This is a genomic window from Rhizobium sp. ERR 942 (assembly GCF_007828395.1).
Classification (GTDB): domain Bacteria; phylum Pseudomonadota; class Alphaproteobacteria; order Rhizobiales; family Rhizobiaceae; genus Rhizobium; species Rhizobium dioscoreae.
Map to the genome: position 1 here is coordinate 97,447 of NZ_VIUA01000011.1, position 23,989 is coordinate 121,435.

Genomic DNA, 23,989 nt, shown 5'->3' on the forward strand with positions numbered 1-23,989 from the left:
TCTCCGGCCGACATCGGCCGCGCGTTTTCAGGCAGGACGAAGTCTCGGGAGCACTTTGCCGAGTATGTTTCGTACCTCCGTTTCCGGGCCGGCCGGCCGCCTCATCAACGTCCACAGCAGGAACGTCGAACCGCAATAGAGCAGGCCGCCAAGCAGGATCAGGATGGCGAGATGCGTCACGAGCACGAGCTTGTCGTCCGTGTAGGCAAGATGGCTCGAGGCGAGCGAGACGCCTGCCGCCATGATGGCGACGCTCGCGAGTGCCCGAAGGTTCACCGACAATTGCCTGGCGACGCTGATGCCGGTGAAGCGCCGTACGAGCATCATGTTGACCGCGGTACTGAAGAGGCCCGTGAAGACGCGGCCGGCAATGACCCCCGGAAGACCATAGAGCAGCAGGCCGCCTATCATGATCGGCACGCGCAGGCAGAACATCTGCGTGTCTCGGACGAAGAGCACGCGCGTCTCGCCTTTGGCCATGCCGAGTGGCTGCACCAGCGAGCCCAGCGTCTGCAGCGCAAAAACAGACGCAAGCGACTGGATGATAAAGATGACGGGCGTCCATTTGTCGCCGAGCGCGAGCCTCACCAACGGATCGGCGGTCACGGCAACGCCGATGCCGGCTGGAAGAGCTACAGCGGCAACCAGTGCCTGAACACGCTGATAGGCGGCGGCGAGCCTGCCTGGATCGTTGTGAATGCCAGCGAAAGCCGGATAGATCGTCTGGGTGAGGGGGGCGGTCGCCTCCCGCGTCGGCATCATGGCGAGGTTACTGCCGACCGAATAATAGCCGAGCTGGATGCCGCCAAGCATCTTACCGACAAGCAGATAGTCGAAGCGCCAGTTCAGCGTGCTGACGATCTGGCCTGCGGTCAGCCAAGCGGAGAAGGAGAAGAACTCCCGCATGTGCTGGAAGGTGATCCTGGGCCGGAACGGCAGCACGAGATAGGAGACAATGACGTTCGTCGCCTGGCTGATCAGCGTGCCGACGACGAGTGCCCAATAGCTTTGATAGATGATCGCGATCGCAACCGAGACGACGAAGCCCGCGAATTTCTGCGAAACGGCGAGCACGAACTCCTGCCAGAAGATCAGATCGCGCTGCAGCATAATGCGCCGCGGATTCGTAAGGCCGCCCATCAGCATGCTGATGCCAAGAGCGAACATGACACCCGTCAGCCTCGGCTCATTGAACAGGGCGGCTGCCGGATAGGCAAAGATCGCAAACAGGATGCAGATCGCCAGCCCGCGTGCGGCATTCAGCGTCCAGGCAGCACTGAAATGGGATTCATCCGGTGCATCATGGCGGATCAGCGCCTCGGAAAGGGAAAGCTCGGTAACGGTCGTAACGATCATCAATATCGTCATGCCGAGGGCGACGACGCCGAAATCAGCCGGCGCTAGATAGCGGGCCAAGACGAAGGTGCTGAGTGTTGCAAGCCCGTTCACGATGGTTCGAGATAGGCTTAACCACATGCTTCCCTTGACGAGCCGTCCCGTGATGCTGCTCATGCGATACTGAAGTCCCACTGCGCTGTGATGCGACCTCTTAACCGCACAGATATCCCGTGCCGTACCAACGTCTTACGGCTGGAACGGCTGCGCAGAATTATGCAGATTCATATGGTCGCTGTGGATGGGGCGGACCCCGGCGTCTCAGCGGGAACTAGTTCAGTGAATCCTTAAGTCAACATTTCCAGTTCATTTTCGCGTCAGTTTTAATTCATCTCCGCATCATTTTTTTCGCGGGTGCAGCATTTGTCCCCATAGGGAGACGATCTCGACCGGCTCCGCTTATGGGAGGCAAGCCCTTTCGCAGGGAAAATATGTTTCGATGCGGATAACTGCCGCGCCAGGACGGAGAAGCCCGGACGATCGGAAGACCGCCCGGGCTTTTCTGTCTTGCCGTTGCCGAAGATCCTGTCAGTTGGCGCCTCTGTTCGCGAGCCACCGCTTGAATTCGACATTCGTGTCGGTCTGGATGGCACCGACGCCGGCGCCAACGAGTGCTCCCCAGACGCCTTCGGGGTCGCCGAGTGCGCGGCTGTCGTTGAAGTCGAGATTATGGGAGACGTCGAGTGTATTGATCCAGAGCCGGATATTTTGACGCTCCAGTTCCTCGCGCCCGGCGGCAAGATCGGCAATGTCGGTAAATTTCACCTCGATCATTGGCGCCTCGAGCGATTCGATCATCCTGAGATCCTCGGTGAATTTTCCAGGTCGGACGGGAAACATCGGCATATGCGGGATCGAGCCGAACCAATCGGCGTCCAGTACCGGAAAGCAGCCGCTTTGCGGCTCGACATCGGACTTGATGATGACGTGATCTTCGGCACCCAGCCGCCGCACTGCAGCAATGACCTGCGGCAGTTCGCGGGGGAATTTCGTGTCGATATTGACGAAGACGCGCCCGCGTGCCTCTTCCAGCGCTTCTTCGAGCGTGGGAACGCGTTCATCCGTCATTACAGCCAGCTCTCCGCCGGCACTGGCACGCAATCGTGCATCGCGGACTGTGGCGAAACTGCTCGCTCCGACGACACCCTTGGCGGAGGTGGTGCGGTCCAGCGTCTTGTCGTGAATGACGACGAGATGGCCGTCGGCGGTCGCCTGCGTGTCGATTTCGACGAATTCCACCCCAAGCTCGGCTGCCGCACGGATTGCCGCCAACGAATTTTCGGGAGCTACCGACCAAAGCCCGCGATGGGCGATCGTCAGAATGTTCGTATTGGCCCGGGAGAGGAGGTCGTAGATATCGGCATTGCGGGATGAGGGCGATGTGGCGGTCTGGCTATGCATGGGAAAAGCTTTCGTGAGCTGTCGGTTCTCAGGCGGAACGGGCGGATGCGAGGTTCGATGTCGAATGTGAGCACAAATGGGTGTGGCCGACGCGATGTATTGGCACCGATCGTTGCTATGGTTATTAATACACATAAAGTGTAATATTTATGACGAGAGCCGCGAATATGTGGTTCGGATTGTGCGCTGACAGGCACAGGCTAAGTCGGCATGACAGGAAGCAGGATTGCACTCATGGCAGCGCTTGAAAAATCCCCACTGGCAAGCGAGAACGAGCGCCTCATCCTCGATATTGTCCGCAGCCGCGAGCCAATCCCGCGCGCGACCATTACGGCCCACACCAATTTGACGCAGCAATCGGTGCATCGGCTCGTCGAGACACTGACAGCTCGCGGCTTGCTTCGCGCCGGTGCGCCATTCAAGGGTGCGCGCGGGCAGCCGAGCCCTACTATCGAACTGGAACGGAAGGCGGTTTATTCGGTTGGTATTTCCGTCAATACCGATGCCGTGACACTGTCGCTTGCTGATTTCGGCTGCGACATCGTCGATCAGGAGGTGCTCAGCGGCGTGCCCGCCGACCGCAAGGCAACGCTGGCAATCCTTGCCGAGAAACTGAGTTCGATCCTGACGCGCCACGAAATATCGCGCGCAAGTCTCATCGGACTTGGCTTTGCCATGTCGGGCTTTTTCGTCGGCGATGATCGTCGTTTCAATGCTCCGGAGCCGCTGCGCGAATGGTCTCTGGTCGATCTGCAGCCGGAACTTGAGCATGTCTTTGCATTGCCGGCCTGGTTGGAAAACAACGCAACAACGGGCGCAATCGGCGAGAGCTTGCGTGGTGTCGGGCGCTGGTGCAAGACCTTTGCATACTTGTCCTTCAACTATGGATTTGGCGGCGGCCTTGTTCTGGAAGGCAGGCCTTATCTGGGCTTTCATGGGAATGCCGGGGAGTTCAGCGTCATATACAATCCCGACGAAGTGCAGCGCCGGCCGGCTTTGCAATATCTCATCGCCACATTGCGAGAGAGCGGTGTCGACATAGGCTCCCTTGAGGAACTCAAGCAGAATTTCGACCCTTCCTGGCCTGGCGTCGAGAGCTGGCTCTCCGAGACCATGCCGATGCTCGACCGTCTGATCGCCACGCTTGCCGGGGTGATCGATCCGCAAGCCATCGTCTTCGGCGGCCAGCTGCCGCCCGAACTTGGGCGAATGATGATCGCGCGCGCCCGCCTGCCGTCGCAGCGTCCGCATCGCTATGGTGCCGCGCCGCCCGGGCCTCAGCTGGTTCTTAGCGAAACCGAAGGTGACGCCAGCGCGATCGGCGCGGCCCTGCTGCCGTTGAAGTTCCGGTATTTCTTGTGAGCGTGCCGACCGCCCGTTATGCAGGATTATCGGATGACGCCGCTTGACTAGCCGGTATCTGCCAGCTTTCCGGCAGGTCGGCGAAATAACCCCAAGAAGCCCAGGGGAGATCGCCGTTGTTGCTTGGTCGCGTCGCGAGCCGCCATTCCGGTGGATCGCGGAAGCCATGCCAAATCAGCCGCATCAAAAGCATATCCTCACCGTCACACGTCGCATGAAATTCGGCATCAAAACTGCGAAGGTCGCTTGCTTCCATGCCGAACAGCGACTGGTCGGCACCGAATATGGAAGCCCAGGCAATCGCCTTTGCAGCCCTGTTCTGAAATCCGGCGAATTGTAAGTCCGCCACCTTGTCGGGAGCATCCCACGGGTCAGCCTCCTACTCGTTCGACGTCGAGTTCATGCGATCGATTTGCTTCATAAACTCTCCATTCGATCCGCTTTTGGCATTGAGAGGCAACAATCTATAGCGACTTGGCGCGGTCTGCCAGCAAAGCCTCTTTCACTGCGGTTGCTCTGTGCAGATGCCGCTAATATGCTCGCCTGGTAGGCGGATCAAATTCGACCGGACGTGCTGGAACGGCCGGTCGAGGGGATTTCAGTTCTGCATCATCAATGTTTCAGTGTGCTGTCAGAACGGCTTGTTAATGCACGGCCCGTATTTTCTGGACGACCGCATTGGCGCGTAAGACTGCAATCATTGTCGGCAATGGAAAGCTGGAACGCGATATCGCCGGTATCGTAGACGAGGCGCAATTCGTCATGCGTTTCAACGAGCCGGTTCTTTCCGAAGGCATGAGCGGCGAGCGCACCGACATGATCATGCTGGCCGCATCAAGCAAGATCTTGTATCGGCGGCTTCTCGATCCGAGCTTCATGGATAATGCCGCGCTTAAGGCCGCAAAGGTCTTCATGCTGGCCTATCACCCCGATATCATTCGCAAATATCACCCCCGACCGAACATCTTCCAGCGTCTGCAGGGTCGAAAAGCTGACTGGACGATGCAGGCAATCGAGTTGCTGGGCAGGGCCGGCAAGGAGATCCGCATCATGCCGCCTCAGACCTACATTGACGGCTGCGGCGAGCTCGGTATTTCCGGGCGTCGCATGCACAAGGTCTTCCCCAGCACAGGCTTCCTCGGCATCTGTTATGCGCTTTCAAGGTTTCCCGCCTCGGAGTGGGACATCAAGCTGTGCGGCTTTGGCTGGGAGGGATGGAAGCGGCATGATTGGCAGAATGAAAGAGCCTGGGTCGAAAACAAGATTGCCAATGATCGCGTCAGCCTGATTGCCTGATCAAACCGGTGTTCTTCATGGATAAAGTTCTGGCGGCTTACTGGCTGTTGTCGCTGCCGAGCAGCCCATGAAGCTCCGGCAGTTTGTCATTCACCAGCCAGCCATAATAATTTTCTTCCGGCAGTTTCTTCCCGCCCGAAGCATCCGCTGCCTGACGCAAGGCAGCCGCGCGGCGGCGCGGCTGGCCGACATTGTAAAGCGTTGCCGTCAGGCCGGGATTGTCGGTGATGTCGAAACCCTCCGCGCGATAGGCGTCAATGGCATCCTTTACGATGGCGGCAATATAGATCACGCTGCGATCGGGATCCATGATGTCGCGGTAGATCGCCTGCGGATCGTCGACGGAAAGCTTCGGCAGGCCGCTGGTCGCATGCACGAGATCGGTGACTTCAAGGGCTGTCAAAGGGCTGATCTGGCCAAGACCGAAGGTCTGGCCCGCAAAGAAGGGCTGAAAGAACGCGCGCTGGAACGTCATGTTTTCATAAGTGACACCATCGATGACCTTGCCTCGAAAACTCTTGTCCCAGGTCTCGTCGCGGCATTCCCAAAGTTCGGCGCTGCCGGTGAAGGCGTTGCAATGGGCGAATTCCGGCTTCTTCAGGAAGGTTTGGACCGTCACGTCCTTATAGGCGAACTTGAAATCGGACTGCGAATAGGCGAGCGCCTTGACGTAGTAGGACTTCACCCTGTTGACGATCGTGATGTTGTAGGTGTGTTCGCCGACCAGGGCGCCAACAATGTGGATGGGGTCGATCCCATAGGCCTGCCCGGCCTTCCTGATCGAGGCCATCAGCTCCTTGTCGTCGCGAAGCACGCCGATGATCTTCTGGTATTTTTCGTCGTAGGTGGTGTTGAAGGCCTTGGCCCGCAGTACCGAAGTATTGGGGATGGGCGGCTGAACGCTGTTGCGATTGCCTGGCGGCACGTGCACGAGCTCACGCGCAGAAACCGCGTTCGTCAATGCAAGGATAAAAAGAAGACCGAGTGCCGGGAGTATCGACAGGCGTGTTCGCATTCGCAAAGTGGCTTTCCAAAAATATTCCCCGGCGCGGGGACCATCTTGATACGCGATCGCTATCCGAAGGCAAGAGCGTAAGCTTCTTCCGTCTCACGAATCACAATAAACTTCGATCAAAGCAGCTCTCGGCTGCACAGGCATAGGGGATATGGCCGTCCAGGGTTGCGTTCCCGTGGTCCGGGCTTTCGAAAGGATGTCGATGCAACATCTCGTGATCGCAGGGAGCATCTTGCTTGCAGCCGCCCCCGGCGAAGTTTTGCCGACGATGGCGGATGTTCCGGCGCTGGCCAAGGCGGCGGTCGCGCGGCGCATAGAGGTGCCGCCCTCAGCTATCCATATTCTGGAAGCCAAGCCGAGCGAACGAATGCCGGGCTTCGTCGTTTGCGGTCGTGTCGATACGGGAACTGCGAATGACGGCGCCGGTGCGGAAGGTGCAGAACGCTTCTTCGTCGTCATCCCCGGCAATTTTGCCATTCTGGACCAGGATGGGAAAGGCCTGGTCGACAGCTATTGGGCCGCCAATCACTGCGAGTGAGACGCCAGTGCCTTGCTGATCATGGCAAGCTCTTCGGGTGTGCGACCGGATTCCAGCCGAACCCAATTGTTCGGATTATCGGCCGTCTGGCGCTTGATGAAAGTGTAGCCCGTTCCGCTCCAGTTTTTCACCGTATCGGTGAGATTGTCGAGGATGAGATCGCCATTATTGGTGCGCGCCATCAAGACAAGATGTCCTTCGTTATGGGTATCGAGGACGACCGTCAGCAGCAGAGCAGATCGCGGCCAGCCTGCTTCCACGAGCAATTTCTTCTTTAAGAGAACATAGTCATTGCAGTTGCCGGCACCATCGTCGGGATAGGTCCACCAGTTGATGATGCCGAGCTTGTAGATGCCGTAATGATCGTTGTCGCCGACACCCTCGATCTCATGATTGACGAGGCTGTTGATCTGCTGCAGCTGCTCCCAGCGGTCATGATCGAGATCGGCGAACTCCACGCTCTTTTGGCCAGCCACGCATTCGGCTGGCTGCGCTTTGCAGAAGCTCGTCCAGCCGACGGGCACGCTCGCATCCGTCACCTCACGCGCAAACTGATGTGCGTGTGCCGCGGCGGTATTGGCCACGGGTTTTGCCGTTGTTGCCGTCGAAAACAGCAGGCCGGCGGCGAAGAGAAAGCTTGCAGCGACTAGAAGTGAACGCATACTCGGCTCCATGAGTTGGGCTCATGAAATCCGACGCGGTCAAATTTATTCGGAAAAAGATTATTCGCATTTTATCGAACCGGCGCTTTTGACCGGTACGGCAATCAGGGACGTCCATTCCTGTGCCGAACTTATGATTTCCGATCGGTTGCGAAGCGTGCTCCGTAGCGGCTGCGACCTGAATGTCGGCAAAAAAAGATATGGAATTTCATTCACATATCGCACTATCGGAAGAACATCTGGCGTGTTTATGATTTGTTGGTCTTAAATGCGAATCTCCATCGCGGATGGACGATGGAACAGCCAGCGAATTGCTCGGGAGGCCTTTATGATCGACGATATTCTCGACCGGATGACGCTTGAAGAGCAGGTTTCGCTGCTGTCCGGCGCCGATTTCTGGACCACGGTGCCGGTCGAGCGCCTTGGTGTTCCGAAGATCAAGGTTACGGATGGGCCGAACGGAGCCCGCGGTGCCGGCTCGCTGGTTGCCGGCGTCAATGCCGCCTGCTTTCCCGTCGCCATCGCCCTTGGCGCGACATGGAATCCGACCCTTGTCGAGCGCATGGGTGTGGCACTTGCCGGTCAGGCCAAAAGCAAGGGCGCCTCGGTGCTGTTGGCGCCGACGGTCAATATTCACCGCTCCGGTCTCAACGGCCGCAATTTCGAATGCTATTCTGAAGATCCGATGCTGACGGCCGCGCTTGCCATCGCCTATATCCAGGGCGTGCAAAGCCAGGGCATTGCGGCCACGATCAAGCATTTCGCCGGCAACGAATCCGAGATCGAGCGCCAGACGATGTCGTCGGATATCGATGAGCGCGCTCTTCGCGAAATCTATCTGCCGCCGTTCGAGCAGGCTGTGAAGAAAGCCGGCGTCATGGCCGTCATGTCCTCCTACAACCGGCTGAACGGCACCTATACGAGCGAGCATCCCTGGCTGCTGACCAAAGTTTTGCGACAGGAGTGGGGTTTCGACGGCATCGTCATGTCGGACTGGTTCGGTTCGCATTCGACGGCGGCGACCATCAATGCCGGGCTCGATCTCGAAATGCCCGGTCCGACGCGCGACCGTGGCGAAAAGCTGGTGGCGACGGTCCGCAATGGCGAGGTTGAGCCGAAGACGGTGCGCGAAGCCGCCCGCCGCATTCTGACATTGCTGGAGCGTGTCGGCGCCTTCGAGAAGGTGCCCGATTTGAGCGAACACGCGCTCGATCTGCCTGGGGATCGTGCTTTGATCCGCGAGCTCGGAGCCGAGGGTGCCGTGCTCTTGAAGAACGACGGCATTCTGCCGCTGCAGAAGGCAGGCCTTGGGCATGTGGCGGTTATCGGGCCGAATGCTGCCGAAGCGCGTGTCATGGGCGGCGGCAGCGCCCAAATTGCCGCCCACTACAGGGTCAGCCCATTGGAAGGCATCCGGCAGGCACTATCGAATGCCAACAGCATTCACCATGCCCCCGGCTGCCGCAACAATCGCCTCATCAATGTCTTCTCCGGTGAGATGCGGGTAGAGTATTTTAAGGGCCGCGATCTTGCAGGCCCGGTGATCGCCACCGAAACGGCAAGCAAGGGCGAATTCTTCTGGTTCGACCTGCCGTCCTCGGAACTCGATCCCAATGAGTTCTCCGCCCGCATGACGGCATCCTATGTGCCGACGGAGAGCGGCGAGCACGTATTCGGCATGACGAATGCAGGCCTTGCCAGGCTCTTTGTCGACGACAAGCTCGTCGTGAATGGCTATGACGGCTGGGCCCGAGGCGACAATTATTTCGGAACGGCCAATGTCGAGCAGCGGCAAGGCATCCATCTGGACGCCGGACAGAGCTACAAGGTGGTGGTGGAGTATTGCTCTTCCGCGACGACCGAGGAGGGGATCAATCTGACGGCGGTACGCTTCGGCGTGGAGAAGCCGCTCGGTGAAGAGGCCATGCTGGATGCCGTTGAGAAGGCAAGAAATGCGGATGTCGTTCTGCTCTTTGTCGGCCGCGACGGCGAATGGGATACGGAAGGACTCGATCTGCCTGACATGCGTCTGCCGGGCCGGCAAGAGGAATTGATCGACCGGGTGGCGGCCGCCAATGCCAATACGATTGTCGTGCTGCAGACCGGTGGTCCCATCGAGATGCCATGGCTCGACAAGGTTCGGGCCGTGCTGCAGATGTGGTATCCCGGCCAGGAACTCGGCCACGCCGTTGCCGATGTGCTCTTCGGCGATGTCGAGCCCGGCGGGCGCCTGCCACAGACCTTCCCGAAGCGTTTGTCGGATAACTCCGCCATGGTTGGTGATGCGTCGACCTATCCTGGCAAGGATGGGCATGTGCGCTATGCTGAGGGCGTTTTCGTCGGATATCGTCATCACGATACGCGCGATATCGAGCCCTTGTTCCCCTTCGGCTTCGGTCTTGGCTATACGCGATTTTCCTGGGGCGAGGCGCAAGCTTCGGCAACGACGATGGGCGCGGAGGGCATCACCATCATGGTCGATGTCACCAATATCGGCGACAGAACCGGTTCCGAACTCGTGCAGCTTTATGTGCGCGCGCCTGCTTCGGCAGTCGAGCGGCCGGACAAGGAGTTACGTGCCTTTGCCAAGCTTCGGCTGATGCCGGGTGAAAGGGGGACGGCTTCGCTTGTCGTGCGCCCACGCGATCTGAGCTATTTCGACGAGCAGACGGGAACATTTCGAGCTATCGCCGGTCGCTATGAGCTTCTCGTGGCCGCCAATGCTCTCGATATCCGCTCCACAGTTGCAATCGAGCTCACGAGCGAATGGATCGGCGAGGTTTCGGACCGCTCGATCTGATATTGCGAACGGAGCGGCTGACCAAATCGAAGAAGGAAAGGAGGCGCAGGTCCGCGCCCTGTAATTGCTGCGGATTTTGCATTGACGCGTGAGGAACGTCCTAGCGTCGACGCATGCGATAGGGCGGCAACCGGCCGGAAAATGCCGATGCCTCGTCGTCCTCTGCCGATGTCTCCACTTGAAAGATCTGCGCGACGGGCTTCGGCCGGCCAAGGAAGAAGCCTTGCGCCTCGTCGCAACCCTCGACACGGAGGATTTCGAGCTGATGGTTGGTCTCGACGCCTTCCGCGAGAACAGGGATATCCAGGCTCTTGCCGAGCGTGAGCACGGCGCGGACGATCGCTTTTGCCTGAATGCTGTGATCCACTTCGTTCATGAAGGAGCGATCGAGCTTGATCTTGTCGAAGGGGAAGGAGCGAAGCGTATCGAGCGACGAATATCCTGTTCCGAAATCGTCGATGGCAACGGTCACGCCAAGAGCCCGGATCTGTCGCAGGACATGTAAAGTACGAGTTTTGTCGGCAATGATTGTGGATTCGGTAATCTCAAGCTCCAGCCGCGACGGAGCAAGGCCGGTCTCGATAAGGATCGCATGAACGAGTTTTGCGAGATCGGCATGAGCAAATTGTACGGGTGATAGGTTGACGGCGATCTTGTAGGGCTGCTCCCATGACGCTGCCTCCTTGCAGGCCGTGCGTAAAACCCATTCGCCGATGATAAGGATCGTGCCGCTTTCTTCGGCGATCGGAATGAATTCCGAAGGCGGCACAGCACCATGCTCGGGGTGATGCCAGCGGACGAGGACCTCGTAGCCGCAGATCTGCCCTGTGCGAACCGAGGTCTGCACCTGATAGTGCAGGTCGAGCTGATCCAGTTCGACAGCGCGGCGCAGGTCCTGGGCCAGCGTATGACGGGCGCGGGCAGCTTCATCCATCTTGGATTCATAAAAGCAGACTGCACGGCCGATATCGGCCTTGGCGCGATACATTGCGAGATCGGCATTGCTGACGAGGCGCTCCTGGTCGACGCCATCGTCCGGATAGACGGCAACGCCGATGCTGGCCCCTGTCGCCGTCTCGAAATCGTCGATCCGGATGGGCTCGAACAGGACCTTCTCCAGTCGGGCAACGAAATCCAGCAGTTCGCTCTGCTCCCGGAAGCGCTTGGCCGCGGCAAACTCGTCACCACCGACGCGTGCGACGAACTCGCCGTCCCTGACGAGGCGGAGCAGCCGGCGTCCAATCGCCTTGAGTGCCTGGTCGCCAGCCTTGTGTCCTCGCAGGTCGTTGATTTCCTTGAAGCGATCGAGGTCGATGCCGATGACTGCAAGCTTTACGCCGTCTTCGCTGGCATGTCCCATCTCGCGTTGAAGATGGTCGGCAAAGCTGCTGCGATTGGGCAGGCCCGTCAGCAGGTCGTTGAGGGCCATATGCTGAAGTTTTTCGATGGATTCGCGCGAGGCTCGCTCGTCGATCATATAGCTTGCCACACCGGTGCCGATGATAAGCAATCCACCGCCCGCCACGGCAACGGCCATGGCCTTCAGTGCGTAGGCGTCAGCGATGGCTGCGCCGGTTACAAGGGGGGTAACTGATACGGCGGTCATTGCCGTAAAGTGAAGCGAAACCACGGCGATGACGAAAAGAGCGAGGCCGGCGATCGGGGAGAGCTGCCAAGGCCGGCGCACCGCCTGATTGAGCGCAAGCGCCGCAAAAATCACCGAAAGTGCGACGGAGGCAACAACATAGCCCTGGTTCCACTCAACGATCCCGTCGACGTGATAGGCCAGCATGCCTGTATAGTGCATGGTGGTGATGGCAAGGCCGACGACGGCTCCGCCGAATTCCGGTGCAACGCGCGGCACGCGCGACAAGGCGATCGCAAAACCGCCGGCACAGCCGATGGCAGCCAAAAGAAAGGAGGCCATCGTCAGGATCGGATCGAAGGTGACCGGCGCACCGACCTCGTAGGCCAGCATGGCAATGAAATGCGTGCACCAGATCGAAGATCCAGCTGCCACCGCCGTCAGAAAGATCCAGCCGCCACGCTGAAGTTCGAGCGTCCTTTCGGCTCGCTTGAGCAGATTGAGCGTGATCCAGCCGCCACTGACGCAGACGAACGCCGCGAGAAGAACGAGCCACAGATTGTGTTCCGTGAAGATGCAGGAAAGAACGCGCACGTAAAGATCCCAACCATAGCCATCAGGGCGAAGAAGACAGTTGCAACGACGGCTGCCGCACCTGAAATCGATGGCGATTGCTTTCGCGGGTAAACACTAAAAATCGGGTAAAGATACTTCGGGTAGATTTGCAATTTTTGCGTTATTTTTATGGTGCCTGTCTCGCGTATATATTGCGGATCATGCGTCTTTCTTTATGAAATGTTCGGTTTATGCCCGATTTAAGGCCGTCGGAGTGTGAGTACCGTATCGAACTTCATACAATTCGACCACGGGATCGACGAATATATCCTGTATTCTTGGTAAATTTCCTCTCAATTTTTGCAGTATAAATAAGAGGTTTGCTCTTATGAGAATCTAAATATTTTCGTTCGATAATATAAATAAGTATATTTGAAAGTAATAATACTTTCGATTCGCGAATGTTTTGAAAATACAACTTATGCTACAGAGAGCTTGCTCGTGAAGAGATTCAGGATCTATCCACAATCGTTTGTCGCATTGCGCAAACTATCAGGGATGCTGTTTGCGGACCGTTCGGGGAATTTCGCAATCACGACGGCGCTGGTTGCCGTTCCGTTGATCGCGGTGGGTGGTCTGGCGCTCGATGTTACCAATGCGATGCTCGTCAGAACGGAATTGCAAAATGCCGCCGACGCCGCTGCTGTGGGTGCAATCGCGGATTCATCTCCGGCGGTTGCGGCTGCCATGGCGATGACAAGCGACGGCACCGTCACGATCGGTCAAGGCGACGCCAACAAGCTCTTCTACGGCCAGGCGTCCAGCGATCTTCAGAATATACCGGTCAGCGTCAGCGCCGGGGTAACGCGCACGGGAAATATCGTCTCTTCCACGGTCAATTTTTCGGCGAACGTACCGACGACACTAAGCCAGGTCATCGGCAAGACGTCTATTCCCGTCAGCGGCTCGGCATCTGCGCAGTATCAGACGGCGAACTTCATGGATTTCTACATGCTGCTCGATAACACGCCTTCCATGGGGATCGGCGCTACCATGGCCGATATTGATAAAATGGTGGCAAACACGTCAGACAAATGTGCCTTTGCGTGCCATATTAAAGGTTCAACGAGCGACTATTACAATCTTGCGACGAATGTACTGAAGATCAATACGCGTATCGACGTCGTTCGCCAGGCGACACAGTCGCTGACCGATACCGCCGTGCACAACCGAGTAACACCCGATCAGTACAGAATGGCCGTCTATACATTCGGCAAAGACACGACGACAATTGGCTTGACCAACGTATCGCCGCTGTCATCCGATATGGCGCAGGTTAGCGGTGCCGTCAGCAAGAACAACGTGGATCTGATGGTTGTTCTAGGACAGAACGACAACAGCGATGAGGATACAAGTTTTGATACGGTGCTGACGCAACTCGGGCCGATCATTGGTACGGGCGGCAGCGGAAAGACCACTTCCGATCGTCAGAAGGTCCTCTTCCTTGTCACTGACGGCGTCGGTGACAGCAAAAAACCCAACACCTGCACCAAGCCGACGACGGGCGGGCGTTGCCAGGAGCCGCTCGACACCACCTTCTGTCAGCCCTTGAAGAACCAGAACATCAAGATCGCTATCCTCTATACGACCTATTTTCCCCTGCCGACAAACCCTTGGTACAACCAGTGGATCGCACCCTTTCAATCGCAGATCGGCACCAATTTGCAGACTTGCGCCTCACCCGGCCTCTATTTCGAGGTGAGTCCGACGCAAGGCATCTCGGACGCTATGAACGCCCTGTTCCTGAAGGTCATTCGTACGCCACGTATCACAAGCTGACGGCAAAGCATTGAATTGTCGGGGCAATGAAGGCTGAAGCGGTTTGGGGCTTCACGGAATCGTCAAACCGCTCCATCACTTTGTTTCGTAAATTCGGACGGAAAGCCGCTGCGCACTTATTCCGGAATTGCTTTAAGTCAACGCCAGCGACTTGAGCAGGCCGACGATCTTCTGTCGGGTCCTCACATCCTTGATCTTTGCAAAGGCTCGGTTGAGCTCAATACCTTCTTCGGACGAAATGAAACCGACGAGGTCGTTGCGGATCACTCTTGCTTCCTCGGTCGAAACAGGGTTGTCGAAGGCTGCGTTATCGAAGAAGTGCGAGATCGGGACGCCAAGACAGTCGGCAACATGTTGCAGGCGACTTGCGCCGACACGGTTGGCGCCTTTTTCGTATTTCTGAACCTGCTGAAAGGTCAGGCCCAGTTTTTCGGCAAGCGCCGATTGGCTCATACCCAGCAGGCGCCGTTGCGCGCGGATGCGTTTGCCGACTTCGATATCGATCGGGCTGGGCGGCTTTCTCTTCGAAATATCTTGCACGAGTTCCTCTTTCAGACCGGGAAGCTGCCAATCCGACCGACAGGAGGCGAGGGCGAATGCCCCGAACCCATGCATGCCCTCATTGGCGGAGCTTTCCAACTATGACTGCCGAGTGCCGTGAGAGACGGCAATCGCGATTCAGCTGAATTGCGATCCAGCGCTGCATTTCGTGCGTATTTCGTACAATGGCTGCGCGATTTGACCATTCGTTAGCATGTCGATGGGAAGCAAATGGCGCTTTTTGCCTGCCGAGGAGCGACTCAACGATTGATCTGTCGTACCGTGTCGATGAAAGCCCTGAGTTTCGGGGCCAGCTCGGCACGACGCGGAAAGTAGAGAAAAAGGCCTGCTTCCGTCACCGCATAGTCACCTAGAAGGTGAACAAGCCTGCCGGATGTGATCTCCGCCTTGACCAGCGGTTCGAAGACATAGGCCAATCCCACGCCTGCAACGGCCAGCTCTATGGCCGAATGTGCTTCGGTGACGATCGCCTGGCCATTCACCGTCACCGCGACATCCCGGCCATTCTCGACGAATTCCCATTGATAAAGGCCGCCGGAGCGGATCAGGCGGTAGCCGATACAATTATGGTTGGAGAGCTCCGCAAGCGTGTTTGGACGCCCGAAACGCCCGATATATCCAGGCGAAGCGACGACGATGGATCGGAAAGGAGGGGTGAGGCGAACGGCGACCATGTCCTGCGCGATCATTTCGCCGACGCGGATGCCGGCGTCGAAACCCTCGGAGACGATATCGGTCAGCCTTTCATCGGAGAAGATTTCCACTTCGATTTCGGGATAGCGTTCGGCCATCGCTGCGATCACGCGGGTGACTGCCAGCGGCAGGCTGATGCGGGATGCGTTGATGCGCAACAGTCCGCTTGGTCTGCCCTTGACGGCCCTGATACGCTCGATGCGGTCGTGAATGTCCTCCAGCGCCGGGGTGATGGTGGCGATCAGGCTCTTGCCGGCCTCGGTCAGCGCCACACTCCGCGTCGTGCGGGCAAAGAGGGGCTGGCCGAGCCGTTCTTCCACGAGCCGAACGGCATGGCTAACGGCCGATGCGCTCATGCCCAGTTCGCTGGCGGCGGCGGCAAACCCTCCGCGGCGGGCCACGGCGGCGACGATGGGCAGATGTGGCAGCAGATCGCGATCCATTGCTGCACCATATCGCATAATGCATGCAAATTAAATAATCTTATCGAATAGCCTGAAAACAGCGACTCTAGGTGCATTACGCATCGCCGGGTCGGTCGTCGATACGCCCGGTTAGCCAAAGAGGAGCAGAGCGATGAGCATGGAATTTTATACGCTGGGCAATAGCGGCTTGAAGGTAACACGGCTCGCCCTTGGCACCATGACCTTCGGCACGGAATGGGGTTGGGGGGCAGACAAGGAAACGGCACGGGCGATCTTCAATACTTATGTCGACGCCGGCGGCAATTTCTTCGACACTGCCGATGCCTATACGGGCGGTACGTCTGAGGCTTGGCTCGGTGAATTCATCGCCGAGCGCGGCTTGCGCGACGACGCCGTCATCGCAACCAAGTTCACCATGAACCTTACCGCACAAACGCCGAATGCGGCCGGCAATGGCCGCAAGAATATCCTGCGGGCCGTCGAAGGGTCGTTGAAACGGCTCAACACGGATTATATCGATCTCTATCTCATGCATTGCTGGGATCGCCTGACGCCGCCAGAGGAGGTGATGCGCACCTTCGATGACCTGGTCCGCTCCGGCAAGGTGCGGCATGTTGGTTTGTCCGATGTTCCGGCATGGTACGCCAGCAGAGCCCAGGCGGTGGCCGAACATCGCGGCTACGAGCCGATCTCCGCACTTCAGCTCGAATATTCGCTGGCCGAACGCAACATCGAAAATGAATTCGTGCCGTTTGGTACACGCTACGGGGCAGGTATCATGGCCTGGAGCCCGCTTGCGAGCGGTCTGCTGAGCGGCAAATATCGGCCGAGCAGTGAGGGGCAGACCGCCGGCCGGCTGGAAACCGTGCGTGGTACGACCAATCCAGGTTTCCAGAAATTCAACGAGCGCAATTGGGCTGTTGTTGCCGAGCTGGAGAAGGTGGCGGCCGAGCTCGGCCGCAGCATGGCGCAGGTCGCGGCCAACTGGGCAATGACCCAGCCTGGTATTGCCTCGATCATCATTGGCGCCACGAAACTGGAACAACTGAGGGACAATCTCGGCGCCCTTGAGTTCACGATACCGGACGAACTGCGGCGGCGCCTGGACGAGGTCAGCGCCCTACAGGCGACTTTCCCCTATTCCTTCTTCGGCTCGGAGATCCAGGGCAGCCTCACGGGCGGCCAAACGGTCGGCGGCAAGCCGGCAGGTTACTATCCCGATCTGAATATTTCGGGGAAATTTGCGGGTGTCAGCTGACGGCCTTACAAAAACGCAACGCGCCGGCAGGTGCCGGCGCGTTGCCATGAAATGTTGCGGAATGCCTTGTTTCCTCCCGGTTCTGCTGCTAGTGAGCTGGCCGTGGCTTTGAAGAGCCCATGAAATCCGGTCGCAGCCCACCCGGTCAAAACAAGGGATCCTGAATTATGAAGACTATCGTGATCTGCTCCGGCGGATTGGACTCCGTTTCGCTCGCCCATAAGGTCGCAGCCGAGTATCAGCTTATCGGCCTCGTCTCCTTCGATTACGGTCAAAGGCACCGCAAGGAGCTGGAATTCGCAAGCGCCTGCGCCAAGCGTCTCGGCGTGCCGCATGAGATCATCGACATCACCGCCATCGGCAAGCATTTGACCGGATCGGCTCTGACAGATGATGTCGCGGTGCCGGATGGGCACTATGCCGAGGAAACCATGAAGGCGACGGTCGTGCCGAACCGCAATGCGATCATGCTGGCGATCGCCTTCGGGCTTGCGGCTGCACAAAAAGCGGACGCTGTTGCCGTCGCGGTTCATGGCGGCGATCATTTCATCTATCCCGACTGTCGCCCGGGTTTCATAGACGCCTTCCAGCAGATGCAGCACCATGCGCTCGACGGCTATGCCAGCGTTTCGCTCTATGCGCCCTATGTGACGATTTCCAAGGCGGATATCGTTGCCGACGGTGCCCGGCACAAGACCCCCTTTGCCGAAACCTGGTCCTGCTACAAGGGCGGGAAACGTCATTGCGGCCGCTGCGGCACCTGCGTTGAGCGGCGCGAGGCCTTTCATCTCGCCGGCATTGAGGATCCGACCGAATATGAGGATGCCGATTTCTGGATTGCTGCGACGTCGGGCTTTTCGGCCGAAGAGGTGAAGTGATGTACCGCATCACCAAGGAATTCCACTTCTCCGCCTCGCATCAGCTTTCGCATCTGCCCGATGATCACCAGTGCGCGCGCATGCACGGGCACAATTACATCGTCGTGGTGGAGCTTTCAGCAACAGAACTCGATCAGAACGGCTTCGTGCGAGACTATCATGAGCTACAGCCGTTAAAGCGCTATATCGATGAAACCTTCGATCATCGTCATCTGAACGATGTCTTCGGACACGATCGCGTCACGTCCGAATATCTCGCCAAGCATTTCTACGACTGGTGCAAGGAACGATTGCCGGAAGCATCCGCTGTGCGGGTCAGCGAGACGCCGAAGACCTGGGCGGAATACCGGCCATGAGCGGCGCGCTCATCCGCGTCAGCGAGATCTTCGGGCCGACGATTCAGGGCGAGGGGATCCTGATCGGTCTTCCGACGATTTTCGTGCGCACCGGTGGCTGCGATTATCGCTGCTCCTGGTGCGATACGCTGCATGCCGTCGACAGCGACTATCGCGACCAATGGCGGCCGATGCCGGTCGATGAGATCTGGCAAGAGGTGAAGAGGCTTTCCGGCGGCAAGCCGCTGACGATCTCGCTTTCCGGCGGCAATCCCGCGATCCAGCCGCTCGGCCCGCTGATTGCACGCGGTCATGCGGAGGGATATCGCTTCGCGCTGGAGACTCAAGGGAGCCTGGCCAAGGAGTGGTTTGCCGAACTCGATGTGCTGGTGCTCAGCCCGAAGCCACCTTCGAGTGGCATGACGACGGACTGGATCGCCTTCGACGACTGTCTGCGCATGGCAGGCGACGGACCGCAAATCGCTTTGAAGATCGTCATATTCGACGATCTCGACTATGAATATGCGCGGGACGCGGCCGCTCGCTATCCCCAATTGTCCGTCTATCTGCAACCCGGCAATCACACGCCGCCGCCAGCCGATGCAGAAGATGCGCTTGTCGATATCGACGGCATCGTCGAAAGGATGCGCTGGCTCGTGGAAAAGGTCGGCGATGACCGATGGTTCGAAGCGAGGGTGCTGCCGCAATTGCATGTGATTATCTGGGGAAACAGGCGCGGCGTGTGAGCAATTGCGATTGGCCATAGCATGCCTGCGCGATCCATCGACATCCGAAATTCGCATTCGGTGGCCGATGGCGGCAAAGCCGCATCGGCTCTTTGTCATGGTTTTTTGTCGTGATCGTCATTGTCGCCGGTCTTCGGTCTCGCCGGTTTGAGTTCGGCGTCGAAAATCCCGGCAAGCGTCTTCAGGATCTGCAGGACGCCTGGATGATCGCAGGTATAATATCTGAACTGCGCCTGACGGCGCACTTTTACGATACCGGAATGATGCAGGCGGGTCAGGTGCTGGCTGAGCGCCGATTGCGATATGCCCAGCTTCTTGGCCAGGCTGTTCACATCTTCCTCATGGCCGGACAGATGAATACAGACCTCCAGGCGCTTGGGATTGGAGAGCTGGCTGAGAAGATCTGCATGATAGATGAGACGCTCGTCTTCTGTGGACTGATCTGAGTACATCGCGTGGCCGATCGTTGGTGTTACACTACAGAGCCGCAGCACCGCGAGACTATAGACGCAAAAGTTGCAAAATTATGGTCTAATTTATTGCAAAAACGTTGCGCGTTCGCGGAGCAAACGGCCCTCCCACTTAAGGCTGATCGCAATTGATCAACCCTTCCTTAGCCGACAACTAGGGTCCTATTGTATTTTGGGAATATGTCCGTTCATTCGATTTGCGATTAATCTGTAACAAAATTGAACGAACTGCCTTGTTTTTGTCCGGCTTTTGACATCGCAGTGCTAATTAAGCGGTCTATCTTCTGCGCTAACGAACAGGAGGTAACCATGACCCAAAGGGACTTGACGATCGCCGAAGTTCTTAAAGATCCGCTGATCCGCCAGGTCATGCGCGCAGATCGCATATCCATAACCCGGATGGCGGATCTGCTGCAGGATGCTGCACGCAGGCAAGAACGCGCCTTGTCCGCCAATCTCGCGTCGATTGCGCATGCGGCGGTACGTTCCGTATCGCAAGCCGACCTGCGCTGATATTCCGTCATCCGACAGCGACGATCGCCAGATGATCCCGGCGATTGTCGCTGCAGCATTTCCGTATTGAACGTCTCTACCGGTCTCCAAGCAATCCAGGATCGCTGGCTTTTCCGAAGCCTCGATAGGGCTGTCCTTGTTGCTGCGCCGCTTTACGGATCGTTTCGTAATGCGGTCCCAGCCCTGGTGTTAAAGTGCGCCGCTTCGGTTGAGCGAGATCGAATAAACGCTGGTCGTCGCTGTGATGAACAGCTTGTGCTTGCCGCGGCCGCCGAAGCAGAGGTTGGAGACCGTTTCCGGCACCAGGATCTTGCCCATGAGATGCCCGTCGGGGGCGATGCAATGCACACCGTCGGCGGCCGACGACCAGAGATTGCCATCGCTGTCGAGGCGCATGCCGTCGGCGCAGCCCGGTGAAATCGCATGGAATACTTCGCCGCCGGATAGCCGCCAGTTTTCACCGACATTGAAGACCCGGATATGCTGCGGATCGCTGCCATGCATGCGACCGGTATCGGCGACATAAAGCTTCTTCTCGTCAGGGCTGAAGGCGAGGCCGTTCGGGCAGTTGAAATCCGTCAGGACGGCCTGCATGGAGCCATCGGGATCGACGCGATAAACATTGCAGGGCAGCTCCTGCTCACTCCTGTATCCTTCGTAGTCCGTCGCGATGCCGTAGTGCGGATCGGTGAACCAGATGGCGCCGTCCGAGGCGACGATGACGTCGTTGGGCGAATTCAGCCGTTTGCCCTGATAGCGGTCGGCGATGACCGTGATGGAGCCGTCATATTCCGTTCGCGTGACACGCCTGCCGCCATGCTCGCAGCTGACGAGCCGGCCCTGCCGGTCACGCGTATGGCCGTTCGAAAAATTCGAGGGTTCGCGAAAGATGCTGGTGCCCAGCCCCGGTATCCAGCGCATGATGCGGTTATTCGGGATATCCGAGAAGAGCAGGCAGTTCAGATCTCCGAACCAGACAGGCCCTTCCACCCAGTCGAAACCGGTGGCGATCTGCTTGACGGGAGCATTGCCAAGAACAAATTTCCCGAAGGCCGGGTCCATGATCTCGAAGAACGACATTGTAACAATACCTCCCATAAGGTTACATCGAGAGATCGATGTGTTATCGATAACATATTCAATAGAGTCCGCAAGTCGGGAGGATAGTGCATGAGCCATGTTCTGGCGTCGAGTGTCTTGAGCGACGAAGGAGTGATGACGTTGTTGACCGCTGCGATCTCGGCTGCTTCGCAGATGGGGCAGCCGCAATGCATCGTCATCGTCGATCAATCCGGCGTGATGCTAGGGTCCTTCCGCATGCACGGTTCACGTTTTCAGTCGCTGAAAAGCGCCACTGCCAAGGCACAGACGGCTGCTTCCATCGGCGGGCCGAGCCATTCGCTGCCGGAGCATGCGCGAGTGCCGCTGGCGATCGCGACCCATGGCGGCATGACGGGTTTGCGCGGGGGCTTGCCCATCCGTGTCGGCGGCACGCTTGTCGGCGGTATCGGCGTTGGTTCCGGGTCAGGCGAGCAGGACGAGCAGGTTGCGCGCGCTGCACTCAAAGCGATCGGCGCCGATCTCGACTAGGCCGGACCTGAGCGCGAAATCCATTTTCGCTTTCGATCGGTGGATTTCGCGCCGTTTCGGTTCAGGTAAAGGCGATCTGCGCCTTCATCGCCTGGCTTCGATCCGAAGCGATCTCGAAGGCGCTGATCGCGTCGGCAAGCGGTACCGTATGGGTGATGAGCGGCCGCACATCGATGAGACGCTTGCGCATCAGATCGACGCCGACGGTAAACTCCTCATGAAAGCGGAAAGAGCCGCGTAGTTCCAGTTCCTTGGCCGTGATCGCCAGCATCGGCAAGCTCATGTCGCCTCCGATACCAAGCTGTACGATGATCCCTCGCGGCCTCAGTGCCGCAATACCGCCGACGAGGGCAGCGGCAGCGCCGGAGCATTCGTAGAGCACGTCGAAAGTGCCCTTATCTGCGGAATAGGCGGCAAGCGCTTCGGGCTCGTTCTTTGTATTGATGACCCTGTCGGCACCCGCTTGCCTGGCAAGCGATAAGGTGAAATCCGAAAGATCTGTTGCGACGATCTCGACGGCACCGGCACGGCGTGCGGCCAGGATCGAGAGAACACCGATCGGACCACAGCCGGTTACCAGAACGCGCTTGCCGAGCATCTCGCCCGCGCGACGCGTGGCATGCAAGGTCACGGCCAAAGGCTCCGCCATGGCCGCTTCACCCGGCGTCAGACCATCGGCTGGCACGCATTGGATGGCATCGGCCACCAGCGTCTCGCGGAACGCACCCTGGATGTGCGGGAAGGGCATGGCGCTGCCATAAAAGCGCATGTTGAGGCACTGATTGGGCAATCCCTGCAGACAGTAGCGGCAAGTCCGGCATGGGCGGGAGGGGGAGACGGCAACGAGCTGACCGATCTCGAGCCCTTGCACGCCCGGGCCGAGCGCGGTGACGGTCGCGCTGACCTCGTGCCCAAGGATCATCGGCTCCTTCAGGCGCACGGTGCCGAAGCCGCCGTGATGGTAGTAGTGCAGGTCGCTGCCGCAGACGCCGCCGGTTGCGAGCTTCAGCTTGACCTCTCCCGCACCCGGTTCTTCCGCCGGATAATCCTCGATACGCACATCCTTGGCGGCGTGGGCGATGATGGCCTTCATGTCTTTCTCCCTCAAAGAACGGGTGTCGGCAGCGCCTGGCCGGCGAAATGAGCGGCGAGATTGTCGCGCACGAGCTTACCCATGGCCTTGCGCGTCTCGACCGTGCCGGAGGCATGGTGAGGCTGCAGCAGCACATTGTTCAGCGCCAGGAAGCGCGGATTGAGTTTCGGCTCGCCTTCGAAGACGTCGAGCGCTGCCGATCCGAGCTTGCCGGCCTCCAGTGCGTCAAGGAGTGCCTCTTCGTCTATATTGGACGCGCGGGAGATGTTGATCAACATCCCTTCCGGGCCGAGCGCCTCGATCACCTTATGACCGACAATATGCCGCGTCGCCGCTGAAGCGGCGAGCGTGACGAACAGGAAATCCGATTGTGTCGCGAGCTCGACGGGATCGGCCACGAAGGTCATGTCGGAGGCGTAGGATTTCGCCTCGACGTCCGAATAGGCAATCTGCATGTCGAAGCCCTTCAGGCGTTTGGCGACTTCGAAGCCGATGCGGCCAAGACCGAGCACGCCGGCACGCCGCCCCCAGACGCGGCGCTTGAGGGGATAAAGCCCCTTTTGTGCCCAGCTGCCGTCACGCACCCATGTCTCCGCACCGATCATGCCGCGCGACAGGCAGAGCATCATCGCAATTCCCAAATCCGCGACATCGTTGGTCAGGACGTCGGGGGTGTTGGTGACGCGAATGCCACGCTCGCGGCAGGCCTGCAGGTCGACGGCATCGAAGCCAACGCCATAGACCGAAATGACTTCCAGTTTGGGACAGGCCTCGATCATGGCGCGGTTGGCACCGAGTTCGCCGCGTGTCGCAATACCCCTGATCGACGGTCCGACCTCGGCGAGCAACTTGTCCTTGTCGGCAACCTCGAAATAGCGATGAACCTGGAACGCTGCGTCGAGCGGCTCTTGATCCCATTGCGGGTAGGGGCCAATCTGCAGGATCGGTGGTTTGTTCATCTCACGCATCCTCCCTTGAC

The 23,989-nt window shown here is 58.5% G+C and carries 23 protein-coding genes; 11 read left to right on the plus strand and 12 right to left on the minus strand.

What is annotated here, in order from left to right:
- Positions 1-27: 27 nt before the first annotated feature.
- Together FBZ97_RS31550 and FBZ97_RS31555 are read right to left on the minus strand one after the other, a co-directional pair.
- Complete coding sequence (locus tag FBZ97_RS31550; RefSeq protein ID WP_145323798.1) at positions 28-1,512, minus strand: lipopolysaccharide biosynthesis protein; 1,485 nt, start codon at positions 1,510-1,512, stop codon at positions 28-30.
- A 411-nt stretch (positions 1,513-1,923) separates the two neighbouring features.
- On the minus strand, positions 1,924-2,796 hold the full coding sequence (locus tag FBZ97_RS31555; RefSeq protein WP_145323796.1) for a glycerophosphodiester phosphodiesterase family protein: 873 nt from the start codon (positions 2,794-2,796) through the stop codon (positions 1,924-1,926).
- A 234-nt stretch (positions 2,797-3,030) separates the two neighbouring features.
- On the opposite strand from FBZ97_RS31555, the gene FBZ97_RS31560 reads away from it, so the two are divergent.
- Positions 3,031-4,158, plus strand: a complete 1,128-nt coding sequence (locus FBZ97_RS31560) for an ROK family transcriptional regulator (protein ID WP_145323794.1) — start codon at positions 3,031-3,033, stop codon at positions 4,156-4,158.
- A 16-nt stretch (positions 4,159-4,174) separates the two neighbouring features.
- Here the strand turns inward: FBZ97_RS31560 and FBZ97_RS31565 are convergent, their stop codons facing one another.
- Complete coding sequence (locus FBZ97_RS31565) at positions 4,175-4,414, minus strand: hypothetical protein (RefSeq protein ID WP_145323791.1); 240 nt, start codon at positions 4,412-4,414, stop codon at positions 4,175-4,177.
- A 422-nt stretch (positions 4,415-4,836) separates the two neighbouring features.
- On the opposite strand from FBZ97_RS31565, the gene FBZ97_RS31570 reads away from it, so the two are divergent.
- The gene (locus FBZ97_RS31570) at positions 4,837-5,454 is read left to right on the plus strand and encodes a hypothetical protein (protein WP_113390115.1); all 618 of its coding nucleotides are present in this window, start codon (positions 4,837-4,839) and stop codon (positions 5,452-5,454) included.
- A gap of 37 nt (positions 5,455-5,491) precedes the next feature.
- Here the strand turns inward: FBZ97_RS31570 and FBZ97_RS31575 are convergent, their stop codons facing one another.
- A complete protein-coding gene (locus tag FBZ97_RS31575) occupies positions 5,492-6,469 on the minus strand; it encodes a DUF1402 family protein (protein WP_145323789.1) in 978 nt (325 codons plus the stop codon).
- Positions 6,470-6,671: 202 nt separating this feature from the next.
- Between FBZ97_RS31575 and FBZ97_RS31580 the strand changes: the two genes are divergently transcribed.
- Entirely contained in the window at positions 6,672-7,007 is a 336-nt protein-coding gene (locus FBZ97_RS31580; protein WP_145323787.1) for a hypothetical protein, read from the plus strand.
- On the opposite strand, the gene FBZ97_RS31585 is transcribed toward FBZ97_RS31580, so the two are convergent.
- Positions 6,995-7,669 (minus strand): transglutaminase-like cysteine peptidase, encoded by a 675-nt coding sequence (locus FBZ97_RS31585; protein ID WP_145323785.1) that lies wholly within the window; start codon positions 7,667-7,669, stop codon positions 6,995-6,997. The genes FBZ97_RS31580 and FBZ97_RS31585 overlap by 13 nt on opposite strands.
- Positions 7,670-7,997: 328 nt before the next feature.
- On the opposite strand from FBZ97_RS31585, the gene FBZ97_RS31590 reads away from it, so the two are divergent.
- A complete protein-coding gene (locus FBZ97_RS31590) occupies positions 7,998-10,469 on the plus strand; it encodes a glycoside hydrolase family 3 C-terminal domain-containing protein (RefSeq protein WP_145323783.1) in 2,472 nt (823 codons plus the stop codon).
- Between the two features lie 100 nt (positions 10,470-10,569).
- On the opposite strand, the gene FBZ97_RS31595 is transcribed toward FBZ97_RS31590, so the two are convergent.
- Positions 10,570-12,648, minus strand: a complete 2,079-nt coding sequence (locus tag FBZ97_RS31595) for a bifunctional diguanylate cyclase/phosphodiesterase (protein ID WP_145323781.1) — start codon at positions 12,646-12,648, stop codon at positions 10,570-10,572.
- A 519-nt stretch (positions 12,649-13,167) separates the two neighbouring features.
- On the opposite strand from FBZ97_RS31595, the gene FBZ97_RS31600 reads away from it, so the two are divergent.
- Complete coding sequence (locus FBZ97_RS31600; RefSeq protein ID WP_145323918.1) at positions 13,168-14,448, plus strand: TadE/TadG family type IV pilus assembly protein; 1,281 nt, start codon at positions 13,168-13,170, stop codon at positions 14,446-14,448.
- Between the two features lie 132 nt (positions 14,449-14,580).
- On the opposite strand, the gene FBZ97_RS31605 is transcribed toward FBZ97_RS31600, so the two are convergent.
- A complete protein-coding gene (locus FBZ97_RS31605; RefSeq protein WP_113352489.1) occupies positions 14,581-14,988 on the minus strand; it encodes a helix-turn-helix transcriptional regulator in 408 nt (135 codons plus the stop codon).
- Positions 14,989-15,248: 260 nt separating this feature from the next.
- Entirely contained in the window at positions 15,249-16,145 is an 897-nt protein-coding gene (locus tag FBZ97_RS31610; RefSeq protein ID WP_145323779.1) for a LysR family transcriptional regulator, read from the minus strand.
- Positions 16,146-16,278: 133 nt separating this feature from the next.
- On the opposite strand from FBZ97_RS31610, the gene FBZ97_RS31615 reads away from it, so the two are divergent.
- From FBZ97_RS31615 to queE, 4 genes are all read left to right on the plus strand, one after another.
- Positions 16,279-17,385: an aldo/keto reductase gene (locus tag FBZ97_RS31615; RefSeq protein ID WP_145323777.1), complete on the plus strand. Its 1,107-nt coding sequence runs from the start codon at positions 16,279-16,281 to the stop codon at positions 17,383-17,385.
- A gap of 167 nt (positions 17,386-17,552) precedes the next feature.
- On the plus strand, positions 17,553-18,263 hold the full coding sequence (gene queC / locus FBZ97_RS31620) for a 7-cyano-7-deazaguanine synthase QueC (protein ID WP_145323775.1): 711 nt from the start codon (positions 17,553-17,555) through the stop codon (positions 18,261-18,263).
- On the plus strand, positions 18,263-18,619 hold the full coding sequence (gene queD, locus FBZ97_RS31625) for a 6-carboxytetrahydropterin synthase QueD (RefSeq protein ID WP_113332791.1): 357 nt from the start codon (positions 18,263-18,265) through the stop codon (positions 18,617-18,619). Before queC ends, queD begins: the two co-directional genes overlap by 1 nt.
- Positions 18,616-19,344 carry a 7-carboxy-7-deazaguanine synthase QueE gene (queE, locus tag FBZ97_RS31630; protein WP_113352420.1) on the plus strand — a complete coding sequence of 243 codons (729 nt, stop codon included), beginning with the start codon at positions 18,616-18,618 and terminating at the stop codon, positions 19,342-19,344. The genes queD and queE overlap by 4 nt, the downstream gene beginning before the upstream one ends.
- 95 nt (positions 19,345-19,439) lie before the next feature.
- Here queE and FBZ97_RS31635 read toward each other — a convergent pair whose 3' ends face one another.
- Complete coding sequence (locus tag FBZ97_RS31635) at positions 19,440-19,796, minus strand: metalloregulator ArsR/SmtB family transcription factor (protein WP_113332789.1); 357 nt, start codon at positions 19,794-19,796, stop codon at positions 19,440-19,442.
- Positions 19,797-20,123: 327 nt separating this feature from the next.
- Here FBZ97_RS31635 and FBZ97_RS31640 point away from each other — a divergent pair, with 327 nt between their 5' ends.
- The gene (locus FBZ97_RS31640; RefSeq protein WP_113332788.1) at positions 20,124-20,327 is read left to right on the plus strand and encodes a hypothetical protein; all 204 of its coding nucleotides are present in this window, start codon (positions 20,124-20,126) and stop codon (positions 20,325-20,327) included.
- Between the two features lie 189 nt (positions 20,328-20,516).
- On the opposite strand, the gene FBZ97_RS31645 is transcribed toward FBZ97_RS31640, so the two are convergent.
- Entirely contained in the window at positions 20,517-21,407 is an 891-nt protein-coding gene (locus FBZ97_RS31645) for an SMP-30/gluconolactonase/LRE family protein (protein ID WP_145323773.1), read from the minus strand.
- Between the two features lie 90 nt (positions 21,408-21,497).
- On the opposite strand from FBZ97_RS31645, the gene FBZ97_RS31650 reads away from it, so the two are divergent.
- Complete coding sequence (locus FBZ97_RS31650; RefSeq protein ID WP_145323771.1) at positions 21,498-21,917, plus strand: heme-binding protein; 420 nt, start codon at positions 21,498-21,500, stop codon at positions 21,915-21,917.
- Positions 21,918-21,978: 61 nt separating this feature from the next.
- Here the strand turns inward: FBZ97_RS31650 and FBZ97_RS31655 are convergent, their stop codons facing one another.
- Together FBZ97_RS31655 and FBZ97_RS31660 are read right to left on the minus strand one after the other, a co-directional pair.
- The gene (locus FBZ97_RS31655) at positions 21,979-23,010 is read right to left on the minus strand and encodes an L-idonate 5-dehydrogenase (RefSeq protein ID WP_145323769.1); all 1,032 of its coding nucleotides are present in this window, start codon (positions 23,008-23,010) and stop codon (positions 21,979-21,981) included.
- Between the two features lie 11 nt (positions 23,011-23,021).
- Positions 23,022-23,969 (minus strand): 2-hydroxyacid dehydrogenase, encoded by a 948-nt coding sequence (locus FBZ97_RS31660; RefSeq protein WP_145323767.1) that lies wholly within the window; start codon positions 23,967-23,969, stop codon positions 23,022-23,024.
- Positions 23,970-23,989: the final 20 nt, after the last annotated feature.

Excerpts from the sequence above, each read along its gene's own strand:
- FBZ97_RS31640 (WP_113332788.1), top strand. The coding sequence starts at position 20,124 with ATGACCCAAAGGGACTTGACGATCGCCGAAGTTCTTAAAGATCCGCTG.
- queE (WP_113352420.1), top strand. The coding sequence starts at position 18,616 with ATGAGCGGCGCGCTCATCCGCGTCAGCGAGATCTTCGGGCCGACGATT.
- FBZ97_RS31585 (WP_145323785.1), bottom strand. The coding sequence starts at position 7,669 with ATGCGTTCACTTCTAGTCGCTGCAAGCTTTCTCTTCGCCGCCGGCCTG.
- FBZ97_RS31600 (WP_145323918.1), top strand. The coding sequence starts at position 13,168 with ATGCTGTTTGCGGACCGTTCGGGGAATTTCGCAATCACGACGGCGCTG.
- FBZ97_RS31550 (WP_145323798.1), bottom strand. The coding sequence starts at position 1,512 with ATGAGCAGCATCACGGGACGGCTCGTCAAGGGAAGCATGTGGTTAAGC.
- FBZ97_RS31590 (WP_145323783.1), top strand. The coding sequence starts at position 7,998 with ATGATCGACGATATTCTCGACCGGATGACGCTTGAAGAGCAGGTTTCG.
- FBZ97_RS31555 (WP_145323796.1), bottom strand. The coding sequence starts at position 2,796 with ATGCATAGCCAGACCGCCACATCGCCCTCATCCCGCAATGCCGATATC.
- FBZ97_RS31610 (WP_145323779.1), bottom strand. The coding sequence starts at position 16,145 with ATGGATCGCGATCTGCTGCCACATCTGCCCATCGTCGCCGCCGTGGCC.
- FBZ97_RS31650 (WP_145323771.1), top strand. The coding sequence starts at position 21,498 with ATGAGCCATGTTCTGGCGTCGAGTGTCTTGAGCGACGAAGGAGTGATG.
- FBZ97_RS31635 (WP_113332789.1), bottom strand. The coding sequence starts at position 19,796 with ATGTACTCAGATCAGTCCACAGAAGACGAGCGTCTCATCTATCATGCA.
- FBZ97_RS31660 (WP_145323767.1), bottom strand. The coding sequence starts at position 23,969 with ATGAACAAACCACCGATCCTGCAGATTGGCCCCTACCCGCAATGGGAT.
- FBZ97_RS31565 (WP_145323791.1), bottom strand. The coding sequence starts at position 4,414 with ATGGAAGCAAGCGACCTTCGCAGTTTTGATGCCGAATTTCATGCGACG.
- queD (WP_113332791.1), top strand. The coding sequence starts at position 18,263 with ATGTACCGCATCACCAAGGAATTCCACTTCTCCGCCTCGCATCAGCTT.
- FBZ97_RS31575 (WP_145323789.1), bottom strand. The coding sequence starts at position 6,469 with ATGCGAACACGCCTGTCGATACTCCCGGCACTCGGTCTTCTTTTTATC.
- FBZ97_RS31645 (WP_145323773.1), bottom strand. The coding sequence starts at position 21,407 with ATGTCGTTCTTCGAGATCATGGACCCGGCCTTCGGGAAATTTGTTCTT.
- FBZ97_RS31615 (WP_145323777.1), top strand. The coding sequence starts at position 16,279 with ATGAGCATGGAATTTTATACGCTGGGCAATAGCGGCTTGAAGGTAACA.
- FBZ97_RS31655 (WP_145323769.1), bottom strand. The coding sequence starts at position 23,010 with ATGAAGGCCATCATCGCCCACGCCGCCAAGGATGTGCGTATCGAGGAT.
- FBZ97_RS31580 (WP_145323787.1), top strand. The coding sequence starts at position 6,672 with ATGCAACATCTCGTGATCGCAGGGAGCATCTTGCTTGCAGCCGCCCCC.
- queC (WP_145323775.1), top strand. The coding sequence starts at position 17,553 with ATGAAGACTATCGTGATCTGCTCCGGCGGATTGGACTCCGTTTCGCTC.
- FBZ97_RS31560 (WP_145323794.1), top strand. The coding sequence starts at position 3,031 with ATGGCAGCGCTTGAAAAATCCCCACTGGCAAGCGAGAACGAGCGCCTC.